General features: G+C 37.3%; 10 protein-coding genes. 4 read left to right on the top strand and 6 right to left on the bottom strand.

Annotated elements, in window-relative coordinates; genetic code table 11:
- Positions 1-63 precede the first annotated feature (63 nt).
- Positions 64-1770 (top strand): choline dehydrogenase, encoded by a 1707-nt coding sequence (gene betA, locus AC1MPL_RS06230; RefSeq protein ID WP_479764943.1) that lies wholly within the window; start codon positions 64-66, stop codon positions 1768-1770.
- A 63-nt stretch (positions 1771-1833) separates the two neighbouring features.
- Here the strand turns inward: betA and AC1MPL_RS06225 are convergent, their stop codons facing one another.
- From AC1MPL_RS06225 to AC1MPL_RS06215, 3 genes are all read right to left on the bottom strand, one after another.
- Positions 1834-3033, bottom strand: coding sequence for an amino acid aminotransferase (locus tag AC1MPL_RS06225; RefSeq protein ID WP_479764942.1), 1200 nt, complete (start codon positions 3031-3033; stop codon positions 1834-1836).
- A 128-nt stretch (positions 3034-3161) separates the two neighbouring features.
- Positions 3162-3575 carry a Cu(I)-responsive transcriptional regulator gene (gene cueR, locus AC1MPL_RS06220; protein WP_479764941.1) on the bottom strand — a complete coding sequence of 138 codons (414 nt, stop codon included), beginning with the start codon at positions 3573-3575 and terminating at the stop codon, positions 3162-3164.
- A gap of 15 nt (positions 3576-3590) precedes the next feature.
- Complete coding sequence (locus tag AC1MPL_RS06215) at positions 3591-6272, bottom strand: heavy metal translocating P-type ATPase (RefSeq protein WP_479764940.1); 2682 nt, start codon at positions 6270-6272, stop codon at positions 3591-3593.
- Between the two features lie 133 nt (positions 6273-6405).
- Here AC1MPL_RS06215 and AC1MPL_RS06210 point away from each other — a divergent pair, with 133 nt between their 5' ends.
- Both AC1MPL_RS06210 and AC1MPL_RS06205 read left to right on the top strand, forming a co-directional pair.
- Positions 6406-6600, top strand: a complete 195-nt coding sequence (locus tag AC1MPL_RS06210; RefSeq protein WP_479764939.1) for a heavy-metal-associated domain-containing protein — start codon at positions 6406-6408, stop codon at positions 6598-6600.
- Positions 6601-6863: 263 nt separating this feature from the next.
- The gene (locus AC1MPL_RS06205) at positions 6864-9272 is read left to right on the top strand and encodes a membrane-bound PQQ-dependent dehydrogenase, glucose/quinate/shikimate family (RefSeq protein WP_479764938.1); all 2409 of its coding nucleotides are present in this window, start codon (positions 6864-6866) and stop codon (positions 9270-9272) included.
- A gap of 55 nt (positions 9273-9327) precedes the next feature.
- On the opposite strand, the gene AC1MPL_RS06200 is transcribed toward AC1MPL_RS06205, so the two are convergent.
- The 3 genes from AC1MPL_RS06200 to AC1MPL_RS06190 all read right to left on the bottom strand — a co-directional run bounded on the left by AC1MPL_RS06200 (position 9328) and on the right by AC1MPL_RS06190 (position 12731).
- Positions 9328-10827: a cation:proton antiporter gene (locus tag AC1MPL_RS06200; protein ID WP_479764937.1), complete on the bottom strand. Its 1500-nt coding sequence runs from the start codon at positions 10825-10827 to the stop codon at positions 9328-9330.
- A gap of 73 nt (positions 10828-10900) precedes the next feature.
- Complete coding sequence (gene ypfJ, locus AC1MPL_RS06195; RefSeq protein ID WP_479764936.1) at positions 10901-11800, bottom strand: KPN_02809 family neutral zinc metallopeptidase; 900 nt, start codon at positions 11798-11800, stop codon at positions 10901-10903.
- 22 nt (positions 11801-11822) lie between these two features.
- Positions 11823-12731: a DUF808 domain-containing protein gene (locus tag AC1MPL_RS06190; RefSeq protein ID WP_479764935.1), complete on the bottom strand. Its 909-nt coding sequence runs from the start codon at positions 12729-12731 to the stop codon at positions 11823-11825.
- A 195-nt stretch (positions 12732-12926) separates the two neighbouring features.
- Here AC1MPL_RS06190 and trpS point away from each other — a divergent pair, with 195 nt between their 5' ends.
- Positions 12927-13940, top strand: coding sequence for a tryptophan--tRNA ligase (trpS, locus tag AC1MPL_RS06185; RefSeq protein ID WP_479764934.1), 1014 nt, complete (start codon positions 12927-12929; stop codon positions 13938-13940).
- Positions 13941-14125 lie beyond the last annotated feature (185 nt).

The raw sequence follows: 14125 nt of genomic DNA, 5'->3' as shown, positions 1-14125 counted from the left end.
TTAAGAGGTATACGATATATGTATACCTCTCTCCTATTACCGCGAAACAATAAGGATAGAATTATGTCAAATCAAGAATATGACTACATTATTGTTGGTGCTGGTTCTGCAGGTAATGTACTTGCAACACGCCTCACTGAAGATAAAGATATAACTGTTTTACTTTTAGAAGCTGGTGGTCCTGACTACCGTGCCGATTTTCGTACACAGATGCCTGCTGCTCTTGCTTATCCACTGCAAGGTCGCCGTTATAACTGGGCATATGAAACTGACCCAGAGCCAAACATGAATAACCGCCGCATGGAATGTGGTCGTGGTAAAGGCTTAGGAGGCTCATCATTAATTAATGGCATGTGTTACATTCGTGGTAATGCTATGGACCTTGATGGCTGGGCAAAACTTCCCGGCTTAGAAGATTGGTCATATGCAGACTGCCTACCTTACTACCGTAAAGCTGAAACACGTGATATTGGTCCAAATGACTATCACGGTGGTGAAGGTCCTGTGAGTGTAACCACACCAAAAGCAGGAAACAATGTTTTATTCCATGCCATGGTTGATGCTGGTGTTGAAGCAGGTTATCCACGTACAGACGATTTAAACGGCTACCAACAAGAAGGTTTTGGCCCAATGGATCGTACAGTAACGAAACAAGGTCGCCGTGCAAGTACTGCCCGCGGTTACCTCGATACTGCAAAAAAACGTTCAAATATTACTATCGTGACACATGCTGTCACAGATAAGGTTTTATTTTCAGGTAAACGTGCAACAGGTGTGCAATATCTTAAAGGTGAAAGCACAACACCTATCGTTGTAAAAGCACGCCGTGAAGTTCTTATTTGTTCTGGAACAATTGCATCCCCACAAATTTTGCAGCGTTCAGGTGTTGCAGATCAAGCATTTTTAGAAGAGCTTGGTATTCCAGTTGTTCACCATTTACCAGGTGTTGGTGAAAACTTACAAGATCACCTAGAACTTTATCTACAATACGCAGCAAAAAAGCCTGTATCTCTTTACCCTGCTTTGCAAATGCATAACCAACCTGCAATTGGTGCAAAATGGTTATTCTTAGGTGAAGGCGTTGGTGCATCAAACCAATTCGAAGCAGGTGGTTTTATTCGCAGTCGCCCTGAGTTTGAATGGCCAAATATTCAATACCATTTCTTACCTGTTGCCATTAACTACAATGGTAGCAACGGCGTACAAGAACACGGCTTCCAAGCTCATGTTGGGTCTATGCGCTCACCATCTCGTGGTCGAGTACGCATTAAATCATTGAACCCACATGACCACCCAAGTCTATTGTTCAACTACATGTCTACAGAACAAGATTGGCAAGAATTCCGTGACTGTATTCGTTTAACACGTGAAATTATGCATCAACCTGCTTTAGATGAATATCGTGGTCGTGAAATTAGTCCGGGTAAAGATGTTGTCACGGATGAACAACTTGATGAGTTCGTGCGTAACCATGCAGAAACTGCTTACCACCCATGTGGTAGCTGTAAAATGGGTACAGACGATATGGCTGTGGTAGATCATGAAGGTCGTGTACACGGTTTAGAAGGCTTACGTGTCGTTGATGCATCAATTATGCCTATTATTATTACGGGTAACCTTAATGCAACGACAATCATGATTGGTGAAAAAGTTGCAGATGCAATACGTGGGCAAAAACTACCGCGTTCAACTGCACCATATTATAAAGCAAATGACAAACCTGTACGCCAAGCACCAAAACGTGAATTTACTGAAGATATGATGCAATAGTTTTTGTTGCTTTCATAAACTAAAAAAGGACTGCACAAGCAGTCCTTTTTTATAATTTAAATATTAGTTAGCTAAAACTTTTGCGATAGATTCAGCAACATAATAAACATTCTTTTGATTTAAGCCCGCAACACACATACGACCACTACGAAGTAAATAAATTGCATAGTCTTCACGCAAGGAATCTACTTGCTCAGGCGTTAAACCCGTATAGCTAAACATACCACGCTGTTTAACAAGATAATCAAAGTTTTTATTCGGTAAACGTTTTACAAGCTCATCACGTAAGATCGTACGCATTTTTGCGATACGCTCGCACATACCTTGTAACTCTTCTTCCCAATCAGCACGTAACGTATCATTTTCTAATACGGCATCTACAAGTAATGCACCTGTTGTTGGTGGATTTGAGTAAACACGACGTACAGTTGCTTTTAACTGACCAAACACATTCTCAGCACTTTCAACCGTTTCTGAAACAACTGTTAAGCCACCAACACGCTCACCATAAAGTGAGAAAATTTTAGAGAAAGAGTTACTTAAAATAAATTTCGCACCAGCCTTATCTAGGGCACGAATAAGGTAAGCATCTTTATCTAGACCTTCAGCAAAACCTTGGTATGCAATGTCTAAGAAAGGAATAAGTTTACGTTCAAGTAATACCTCAATCACTTTATCCCATTGCTCAGGTACTAAGTCCGCACCTGTTGGGTTATGACAACAAGGATGCAACAATACGATATCATTCTCAGGAAGTTGTTTTAAGCAATCTAACATTGCATCAAATGCAACACCATTCGTTTCTGCATCAAAATATGGGTACTCTGCTGTTTCAAAACCTGCACCTTGGAAAATTGAAATGTGATTTTCCCAAGTTGGCTGACTCACCCATACTTTAGATTTTGGAAAGTATTTCTTTAGAAAATCTGCACCAATTTTTAATGCACCTGAACCACCTAGTGTCTGAATCGTAACAGCACGTTTTTCAGCTCTTGCAGTACTTTCTTCACCCAACAACAAAGCTTGTGTTGCATCACAGTAGCTTTTTAGGCCAGACATTGGTAAATAAAGTTTTGCCTTATCTACATTTTTACCCACCTCTAAAGCGGCTGTCTTTACTGCATTAAATTGCGGAACAATACTTTCTTCATTGTAATATAAGCCAATACTTAAATTAACTTTATTGTCACGCTCATCTTTTTGGAACTTTTCCATTAGACTTAGAATTGGGTCGCCTGCATACGGCTCAACATGCTGAAACATAACTCACTCTTTCCACTCTATCGTTTCATCATTATATACACAGATTTATATTCAGGTGTGCATAGATTTCATACAAATACAAAAAAATATGCTCAACTATAGTCTTATTGTTTTACAAATATAAATGCTTATTTACTGAACCAAATATTTTTTTCACCCTGCTCTATCTTTTCTAAAATTGGGCATTCAGCATTTTTATTCCCTGAACAACATTCAGCAGTTTCAGTCAGTATAGATACCATAGATTTTAGTTGCTCAATTTGAGTATTTAATTGTGCAATATGCCTGATTGCCAATGCTTTCACCTCTGAGCTATGACGGTCTTTATTACGCCATAGCTGTAAAAGTGCTTTAGTTTGCTCAGTTGAAAAGTTCAATGCCTTTGCATGCAATATAAACTGTAATGCTTGAATATCTGCCTGCTCATAAAAACGATATCCTGCATCTGTTCTTTTTACTTTAGGTAAAAGTCCAATAGATTCATAATAACGGATCATCTTACTAGACAGTCCTGTTTTCTTTGAAACTTCACCTATATTCATATGTATATCTCTATGTCATACCTTATAACTAAAGCGCTTTAAACGTAATGCATTTGTCAGTACAAATACTGAAGACAATCCCATTGCAAATGCAGAAATCATTGGTGACAACAATATATGATAAAATGGATATAAAGCACCTGCAGCAATTGGAATCAGTGCAATATTATAAATAAAGGCCCAAAAAAGATTTTGTTGTATATTACGAATTGTTGCTTTGCTTAATGCAATTGCCTGCGTTACTGTCTGCAAATTACCAGACATCAATACAACATCTGCCGACTCTATAGCAACATCTGTTCCCGTACCCACAGCTAAACCAATATCTGCAATCGCCAAAGCAGGAGCATCATTAATACCATCGCCAACATAACCTACCTTTCCATAGGTTTGCTGTAATTTTTGAATAGCATCTACTTTGCCTTGTGGTAATACTTCCGCAATCACTTCATCTATCTTCAATTTTTGTGCAATTGAGCGTGCCGTTTTGTAATTATCTCCACTAATCATCACCACTTTCAGCCCAAGCTCATGTAACGACTGAATTGCTTGATAAGTCGATGGCTTAATATCATCTGCAACTGCAACAATAGCAACTACCAAATTTTCAATTGCAATATAAAAAGGTGTCTTTCCATCTTGAGCAAGCTGTTCAGCTTTAACCGCAAAAGGCTTTATATCTAAATCTAATTTTTCCATAAACCGGTCTGCACCAATATATACAGATTTCTCATTAACAACTGCTTGAATACCATAGCCTGCAATTACGCGTACTTCAGATGCGTTAAGCAATGGAATTTTCTGTTCTTTTGCATGGTTTACAATTGCTTCTGCAACAGGATGCTCCGAATATTGCTCGACGGATGCCATATACTGCAATATCTCATCTTTATTTTGATGATCTATCGTATCTAAATCTGTTAGTTTTGGCTTACCTTCTGTCAGTGTACCTGTTTTGTCAAAAGCAATGACCTTTGCTTCTTTCAGCGTTTGTAGCGCCTCACCTTTTCTAAATAAGACCCCCATTTCTGCGCCACGACCTGTACTCACCATAATAGATGTCGGTGTTGCTAAACCCATAGCACAAGGACATGCGATAATAAGTACTGCAACTGCATTCACAAGTGCAAAAGAAAATGCTGGACTTGGGCCAAAAGCCAACCATGCAATAAAAGTTAAAATTGCTAAACCAATTACTACAGGTACAAACCACATAGTGACTTTATTCACAATACTCTGAATAGGTAACTTTGAGCTTTGTGCCTCCTCCACTAAACGAATAATTTGGGAAAGTACAGTATCATTCCCTGTTGCATTAACTTGAATATGCAAAATACCTTGCTGATTTACAGTTCCTGCAACAACGCGACTGTCTTTATCTTTCTTAACAGCAATCGGCTCACCTGTAATCATAGACTCATCTACAAAACTATGACCATCAACCACAACACCATCAACGGCGATCTTCTCCCCTGCTTGTACAACTACCGTCATGCCACTGTATACATCTGTAATGTCTACTTCTTTTAGTTGACCATTTTGCAGAATTCGAGCTGTTTTAGGCTGAATACCTATAAGACGCTCTATAGCCTGTGATGTTTTTCCCTTTGCTTTTGCCTCCAAATAACGTCCTAACAAAATTAAAGTTACAATGACAGCCGCAGCTTCAAAGTAAACATTGATCGTATTGTGAGGTAATAAATTTGGTAGAAATGTAGCAATACAAGAAAAACCATATGCAGCCAAAGTACCTAAAGCAACCAAGGAGTTCATGTCTGGCACTAAACGCCATAACGCAGGTAATCCTTTTTTATAAAATCTTATCCCTGGAAATATTAGAACAACCGTCGTCAAAATAAATTGCAAATACCAACTCAGTTGTTGCCCAATGTAGGTTAAGACAAATTGATGAAAAGACATTGAGAGATGTGTACCCATCTCTAAAATAAATATAGGCAAGGTACAAATTAATGCAATAAACAAATCCCGCTTAAGCACTTGCGCTTCCGCTTCTCTCCTTACATTCAATGAGTCATCTTTTTCATTATCTTTTATTTTAATATTGGCATCATATCCTGCCTTTTCTACAATTTGAACTAATGCTTTAGGATCTACATCTCCACTTGTTTCAATAGTAGCCGACTCAGTTGCCAAATTTACATAGACATTTTTTACGCCTTCTACTTTATGCAATGCTTTTTCTACGCGCCCTACACAAGAGGCACAAGTCATACCTTGTACTGCTAAATCAATCATTTTATTCTTTGAATTAATCTGTGATGCTGTATAACCCGCTTTTTCTATTGCTTTAAGCAATACTGAAGGTTGTAAATTTACACCTTCTATAACTGCTTTTTCTGTCGCTAAATTTACGGAAACTGCCTCCACACCCTGTTGTTTTTGCAATACTCTTTCAACACGCCCAACACAAGAGGCGCATGTCATTCCTTCAACATTAAGTATGACTTGCATCGTTTGTGGCATGATTGCCTCATATCCTGCACGTTCAATAATTGAAGCTATTTTGTCTTTATTTAAATCCCGCCCTAAAACTGCAACTTTCTCAGTTGCCAAGTTCACATTTACATCTTGTATATTTTCTTGTTTATGAAGTACTTTTTCTACTCGACCTACACAAGATGCGCATGTCATACCATGTACTGTAAACTCTAACCTTTCATTTTTTTGAGCGCTCATATACGCCTCTATGCCTTTATTTAATCATTAAATACAAGTTTAAACCTTTACATCATGTTAAGGTCAAGCTTGACCTTCTCCCCATGGTAAGGTTTAAACTCATCAAACATAATCAACTCTAAAGGTGTTTAAAATGCAATTCGAAATTCCAAATATGACTTGTGGTGGTTGTGCTCGTGGTGTAACAGCCATTATTAAAGATCTTGATGAAAATGCTGAAGTAGATATCAATTTAGAAAAAAAACTTGTTACAGTAAATACTCACGAAACTGAAGAGAATATAAAAGCAGCTTTAGCAGAAGATGGATTTCCTCCTGTTACAAAATAATACAATCCTACAGATAATATAAAATATATATTATCTGTAGATTTTCCAATATTGAATAACAGTTTATATCTATATAATAAAAAAAATATTACTTACACTTATATTCTTCAATAAAGAAATTAGTGAAATAATTAATTATTTAAAATAAATCTTAAAAGATACCAAAAAAGCACTTAATAAAATATAAATTTACTTTGTATTTTATTAGTTAAATTTTTTTTAAGGAATATTTAATAAAATAAATAATCTCCTAGGAGGGTTATATGGAAATAGAAACAACAAAGGGTAGTTCTATGCCCGTTAAAATATTTGCAATTATTTTAACATTATTTGCTTTACCTCTACTGTTTGGCGGTATTTACCTCAGCACACTGGGTGGCTCTTGGTATTACTTAATTTCAGGATTGGTACTTGTACTTTCAGGCATACTACTTTTCAAAAATAAACTCATCGGCGCCAAAATCTTTGGCGTTTTCTTTATTGCAACTATAATCTGGACAATTTACGAAACAGGCTCACGCTTTTGGGGCTGGATTCCTCGTCTCGCTGTGTTCGCTGTATTCGCTTTTTTTCTTACATTATTACTGCCTAAAATCGGTCATGGCGTAAGCAAAAAAATATCTCGTATTCTTACAAGTATTATCGTTATTTGCTTTGCAATTGCACTTGTATGTGCATTTGTACCACATTATAGCTATAGTTCAGGTCAAGAAACTCCAGATCAACCATTGGTTAGCGGTGACATCAGTAATGACCCAACACAATCAGATTCTGATTGGAAATACTACGGTCGTGATGCTGATGGCACACGTTATTCACCATTAAAACAAATTAATGCAGATAACGTAAAAAATTTACAACGCGCTTGGGTATATCACACAGGTGATTTACCACCTGCAGGTAAAAAAGATGTTTGGGCTGCCGAGCATACACCAATTAAAGTTGGTAACGGCTTATATGTATGTAGTGCAACCAACAATGTAAGTCGTATAGATCCTGCAACAGGTAAAGAGATTTGGAAATTCAAATCAAATGTCGCTTACAATAGTATTCCATATACAGCTGCTTGCCGTGGCTTAACATATTACGAGTCTAAGGTCACTCCACGCGATCAAGCTTGCCATACACGTATTGTAGTTGGCACATTAGATATGCGTTTAATTGCCTTAGATGCAGAAACAGGTAAACCATGTGAAAACTTTGGTGACCATGGTACAACTGACTTAAATAAAGGTCTTGGCTACACTGTACCAGGATTTGTTTCAGTAACTTCACCTGCTACAATTGTAGATGACACAATCATTGTCAATCACGAAGTGCGTGACAACCAACGTCGTTGGGCACCATCTGGTGTTATTCGTGGCTACGATGCAGAAACTGGTAAATTCAAATGGGCTTGGGACATGAAACGTCCGAATGACCATAGTGAACCAAAACCAGGACAAGAATACAGTCGTGGAACTCCAAACTCTTGGGCTCCAATGATCAGTGATGAAAAGCTTGGTCTTGTTTACATTCCTATGGGTAACGCTGCTGCCGACCATTACACAGCAATGCGTAGTCCTCAAGAAGAAAAAGTAAATGCGGCAATGGTTGCACTGGATGCAAAAACAGGTGACTTACGCTGGGCATTCCAAACTGTGCATAAAGACGTATGGGATCAAGATTTAGGTTCTCAACCAACGCTTATTGACTATCCTGATGCAAATGGTAAGTCTGTACCTGCAATGCTTGTACCTACAAAACTTGGACAAACATTCTTATTAAACCGTGAAAATGGTAAACCACTCTCACGCGTAGAAGAACGCCCTGTACCTACGACTGGAGGTGTAAAAGATGATCCACGTTCACCAACTCAACCATTCTCAGTTGATATTCCTCGTTTAGGCTTCCCTGATTTAAATGAAACTAAAATGTGGGGTATTTCACCTATTGATGAAATGATTTGTCGTATTAAATATCGTCAAGCAAACTATCAAGGTATAGATACACCACCAAGTTTAGATAAACCGTTCATTATGTACCCAGGCAATAATGGTGGTAGTGACTGGGGTAGCTATTCTTATGACAGTAACCGCGGTATCATCATTGCGAACTGGAATAATAATCCAATGTATGGTCAACTTATTACACGTGCTCAAGCCAACAAAGATGGTTTAGAGTCAATGGATGCGAAAAACTATAAACCTGTTGGTGGTATTGGTCGTCCAATGGCAGATACTCCATATGGCGTAGAAATTAGTGCATTCTTTAGTCCTACAGGCATGCTATGTAGTGAACCACCATACGGTATGATCACTGCTATTGACTTACATACGAAGTCAATTTTATGGCAACATCCTTTAGGCAGTGCCGAACGTAATGGTCCATTTAATCTACCAACTCACATGCCTATTAACATTGGTACACCAAACAACGGTGGCCCAATTACAACAGCTGGGAACATTATCTTTATTGCTGCAACAACTGACAATAAAATCCGTGCTTTAGACCTTCGCACAGGTAAAGAACTATGGGGCGATACCCTTCCTGCTGGTGGTCAAGCAACACCTATGACCTACTCAATTAATGGCGAACAATACCTAGTTATTATGGCTGGGGGTCACCACTTTATGAGAACTGGCGTAAGTGATGCACTTGTTGCATACAAACTTCCAAAAAATATGCAATAACATCACATAAAATAAAAAGCCAGCATTTATGCTGGCTTTTTATTTGCAAGTAACACTAAAAATTATTTGGATTTTCTAACTTATTCACTTCACTTGCTTTATTAGGGTCATACACAGCGGCTACACCATCAGCATCAACAACATCAATATTTTGTTCAGGACTATAAATACTAATCGTTTCATTCCCTTCTGTATCTTCACCTACAATATATTTAACACCTGTACGATTCATTTTATGACATAGATGTTGATACCATCCTTTTAAACCCGTCGTTTCTTCATTTGGATTATGATAAAAAGCATTCATTACTGCTGGTAATCCTAGACCACATACCAAGCCTGACATAAGTACACTAATAAATGTATAGCCAATAAGAATACTGCTATAGGGGCTAAGTGAAGGATGGTTTGCAACTGCAAGAATTAAGGCTAAAGAGATACCACCACGTACGCCACCCCAGCTTAAAATGGTTAAACTGCCATTATAGCTATTTTTTCTAAAGGCAGGAATGAAAGCAAAAGAGAGAAAGTTTGCTGCAAACCGTGAAATATGCAAGACAATAAAAGCAACAATACCACCTAAAATCATATCTACATTTAAATCTAGAATAAACAACTCTAGACCGATTAAAGTAAATAAAAATGAGTTAATGATCCCTTCAACAGTATGCCAAAAATGATTAATTTCTCTTGTTTCACTTTCCCCTAAAATCTCTTCCCACTTATTACCTACAATTAACCCACCAATAACACAGGCAATTGGTGCTGATGCGTGTGCAAATAAAGCGACCAAATAAGAACCACAAGCCAATAATGCTGTCGTTAAAATAAGAGATTCATGCTCATGCTTGCCACGCAATAAGCGTAAAATGGCTGTACCAAATGCCCAACCAATTAAGACAGCCACAACAATCTCATAAAGCAAAGTTTCTATTGTGCCAACTAATGTAAAATGATTGCCTTGAATTACATTAAGTAAAGTCATAAAAACGGCAATACACATTGCATCATTAAATAATGATTCACCTTCTAGCTTTACAATAAGATGATGTGGAGCTCTAACCGAACTTAAAACACCCTTTACACCAATAGGGTCGGTGGCACCAAGTGCAGAACCCAATAATAATAAAACTAATAAAGGAACAGGACTGCCAATAAGAAACTGAAAACCATATAACATACCACCAAAAAGTACAGCGCAAAGTACTAAAGAAATTGTTGCTAAAATACCAATTGGCTTCCAATGATTCCGTAAATCTGAAATTTTAAACTTGAGTGCAGAAGATGTTAAAATAAAGCAAATTACGCCATTAATTAAAAAATCATAAAAATCAATATGTCGAACTGCATTTTCAATATTATGAATATTAATCGTAATAAATTGATTACCATTAAGTAAGCTTGCACCCCATTGCAATATAAATACCAATAATGCTGAAACAATAGGTACGCCTATGGCTTGAGGAAAACCTAATATACGTTTATTAAATATTGTCGTTGCAATAGATAATGCAAAAATCACAGCAAATAGCTGTAATATAAAATAGCTTCCCATAAGTATACCTTTTACTTAGAAGTAAGATCGCAATATAGCGCGCTCATGAAGCATTATTTATGCTTTACTCACACTATATTGCTGAATTAAATGTATCGCAGTCATGGATATTGCCTGATTGAAATCCTTTATCAAACCAATGCATACGCTGTTGACTTGTTCCATGCGTAAAGCTGTCTGGAACAACTTGCCCAGTAGCACGCTTTTGCAAATAGTCATCTCCAATTTTTTCAGCAGCATCCATTGCTTGGTGAATATCACCTTCATCTAAAAACTTCACTCGATCATTTGTTCGTTTTGCCCAAACACCCGCAAAACAATCTGCTTGTAATTCTTGTTTAACCGAGAGTTGATTCCCTACTTTCTCACTCGACTGACGGCGCAAGTTATATACCTGATCAGATATACCGAGTAAGTTTTGCACATGATGTCCCACCTCATGTGCAATCACATAAGCCAGTGCAAAATCGCCCGCCTGATCTTTTCTTGAGAATTCGGTATTATTACTACTGCCCGTAATTCCCATTTTACTTTTCATTTCTTGAAAAAAAGCTGTATCCAAATAGATTTTCTGATCTGTTGGACAGTAGAAAGGACCCATCGCTGCACGACCAGCACCACATGCTGTTTGTGTTGCACCACTATATAAAACAAGTTTTGGGTCAGTATATCGTTTCCCATTCTCTTGAAAAATTTGCGTCCAAGTTTTTTCAGTATCCGCTAGAACTGTGGCTGCAAACTGCTTTGCTTCAGCCTGATCGACAGTTTGATGTTCTAATGGCTTACTTACAGTTTGTCCCTGTTGCTGAGTAACCTGTTTTGTCACCTGATAAGCTTGCTGAGGATTCACACCAAAAAACTTCCATGCAACAAATGCAACAACAATACCAAGAATACTAATACCACCCGCTTTTAGACCACCACCACGACGGTCTTCAACATTATTGCTTTCCTCTCGATCTTTCCAACGCATTGATTTACCTTCTCTATATCTACTATGCTTTTTTTAATACTTTTTGAGCAACCCAAACCACAAGAAAGACAAGCAATCCTGCAACAAATCCAAGTAATAAGTTAATAAGCACTGGGGTTGTACTACTTAATATTGTACCAAAGTTTGGAATTGACCCAACATAACCAACTGAATCTTCAGTCAAATGATGTGCTTGCGGTACAGCATGTGTAATAATACCCCCACCTACAAGAAACATTGCAACAGTTCCAACAATAGACAGAAGTTTCATTAGCTGTGGAGCAAATACCAAAAGCAAACTTCCTATCTTTTGCTGCCATACTTTTGCTTTATTTTTTAAATACAAACCTAAATCATCAATTTTCACAATTAAAGCAACAAAACCATATACTCCAATCGTCATCACAAATGAAATTAAGCTCATTACAATCACTTTATCCGTCAATGGTGCATCTGCAACTGTACCTAAAGTGATAACAACAATTTCTGCTGACAAAATAAAATCGGTTTTTACTGCGCCTTTTATTTTTTCTTTTTCATAACGCTCTAAATTTTCTACATTAATCTGATCTAACTTTTCATCAGACTTTTCTTTTTTACTTTGGAAAACGTGCAATACTTTTTCTACACCCTCATAACAAAGAAAGAGACCACCAATCACCAAAAGCGGATTAATCAACCATGATGCAAAAACACTAATCACCAATGCTAGTGGAACAAGGATACACTTATTAATAAAAGAGCCTTTTGCAACAGACCAAACTACAGGTAACTCACGGTCGGCTTTAACACCTGTTACCTGTTGTGCATTCAATGCTAAGTCATCGCCTAACACACCTGCTGTTTTTTTTGCTGCAACTTTGCTCATGATGGCAACATCGTCTAAAGTAGATGCAATATCATCTAATAAAAGAAGTAGACTACCAGCCATTAGAATTCCTTTTTTTGGTTTTTATACTTTATTTTAAGCTGTTTTCTTGTTATTTAAATAGTAAATATCGCAATATCCATACAAAGCCTATTTATTGATATGCATTCGTTATGTCATTTATACATAATGCACTTTTATGGCGTACAATATGGGCATTTCCAAATTAAAATAGCTCATTCATTTTAGGATTATAGTATGACAGTAGAAAATCAACGTCCAATTATTTTAACTGGGGACCGCCCAACAGGACAGTTACATTTAGGACATTTTGTTGGTTCTTTACGTTCTCGCGTGGGCTTACAAGACTCTCATCATCAGCATATATTACTTGCAGATGCACAAGCACTCACTGATAATGCAGACAACTTTGAGAAAGTTCGTCGTAATATTATAGAAGTTGCAACCGACTACCTTGCTGTAGGAATTGACCCAAGCAAAACAACCATCTGTGTACAGTCGCACTTACCTGCTCTAAATGAACTCACAATGTTGTATTTAAACTTTGTGACTGTTGCTCGCTTAGAACGCAATCCAACAATTAAATCTGAAATACAAATGCGCGGGTTCGAACGCGATATTCCTGCCGGATTTTTATGCTACCCTGTTGCACAAGCAGCAGATATTACTGCATTTAAAGCAACAGTTGTTCCTGTCGGTGAAGATCAAATACCAATGATTGAACAAACAAATGAGATTGTTCGTCGTGTAAATAGACAAATTGGAAATGATATCCTTCCTGAATGTAAAGCACTTTTATCTAATGTTGGACGTCTTCCTGGCTTTGATGGCAAATCAAAAATGTCTAAATCGCTTGGCAATACCATTGTACTTAATGCAACAGATAAAGATATTAAGAAAGCCGTAAATTCCATGTATACAGACCCGAACCATCTTCGTATTGAAGATCCAGGTCAGGTAGAAGGCAATGTTGTCTTTACTTACTTAGATGCCTTCGATACAAACAAAGATGAGCTTGAAGAACTCAAAGCACATTACCGTCGTGGTGGTTTAGGTGATGGTACTGTTAAAAAACGCTTAGAAGGTATTTTAAAAGAGCTTATCGAACCAATACGTGAACGTCGCAATGAGCTTTCTAAAGACCCTGATTACATTATGGACGTATTACAAGAAGGGACTAAAAAGTGTCAAATTATGACTCAAATCACATTAGATGAAATAAAGTCTGGTCTTGGTATGTTTAGATTCTAAACAGTGCAAACCAATTCATATATTAAAATAAATATATGAATTATTTGAATTTTAAAATTACAGACAGTCACATTTAATCACATAACTATGACTGAACAATACGACTACTGGCGTTATTCTGCTCATATAAAGAAAACGATTTTAGTTTTGTTATTATACGCAGTGGCTCCCCAACCATTGCGTAT

The sequence above is a fragment of the Acinetobacter sp. N1-1 genome, from assembly GCF_056711485.1.
The sequence above is the reverse complement of the archived record's forward strand: the minus strand, read 5'-3'. Positions and strand labels throughout refer to the sequence as shown.

Coding starts and splice junctions, on each gene's coding strand:
- cueR (WP_479764941.1), bottom strand. CDS start 3,575: ATGAATATAGGTGAAGTTTCAAAGAAAACAGGACTGTCTAGTAAGATG.
- AC1MPL_RS06190 (WP_479764935.1), bottom strand. CDS start 12,731: ATGGCTGGTAGTCTACTTCTTTTATTAGATGATATTGCATCTACTTTA.
- AC1MPL_RS06210 (WP_479764939.1), top strand. CDS start 6,406: ATGCAATTCGAAATTCCAAATATGACTTGTGGTGGTTGTGCTCGTGGT.
- ypfJ (WP_479764936.1), bottom strand. CDS start 11,800: ATGCGTTGGAAAGATCGAGAGGAAAGCAATAATGTTGAAGACCGTCGT.
- AC1MPL_RS06215 (WP_479764940.1), bottom strand. CDS start 6,272: ATGAGCGCTCAAAAAAATGAAAGGTTAGAGTTTACAGTACATGGTATG.
- betA (WP_479764943.1), top strand. CDS start 64: ATGTCAAATCAAGAATATGACTACATTATTGTTGGTGCTGGTTCTGCA.
- trpS (WP_479764934.1), top strand. CDS start 12,927: ATGACAGTAGAAAATCAACGTCCAATTATTTTAACTGGGGACCGCCCA.
- AC1MPL_RS06200 (WP_479764937.1), bottom strand. CDS start 10,827: ATGGGAAGCTATTTTATATTACAGCTATTTGCTGTGATTTTTGCATTA.
- AC1MPL_RS06205 (WP_479764938.1), top strand. CDS start 6,864: ATGGAAATAGAAACAACAAAGGGTAGTTCTATGCCCGTTAAAATATTT.
- AC1MPL_RS06225 (WP_479764942.1), bottom strand. CDS start 3,033: ATGTTTCAGCATGTTGAGCCGTATGCAGGCGACCCAATTCTAAGTCTA.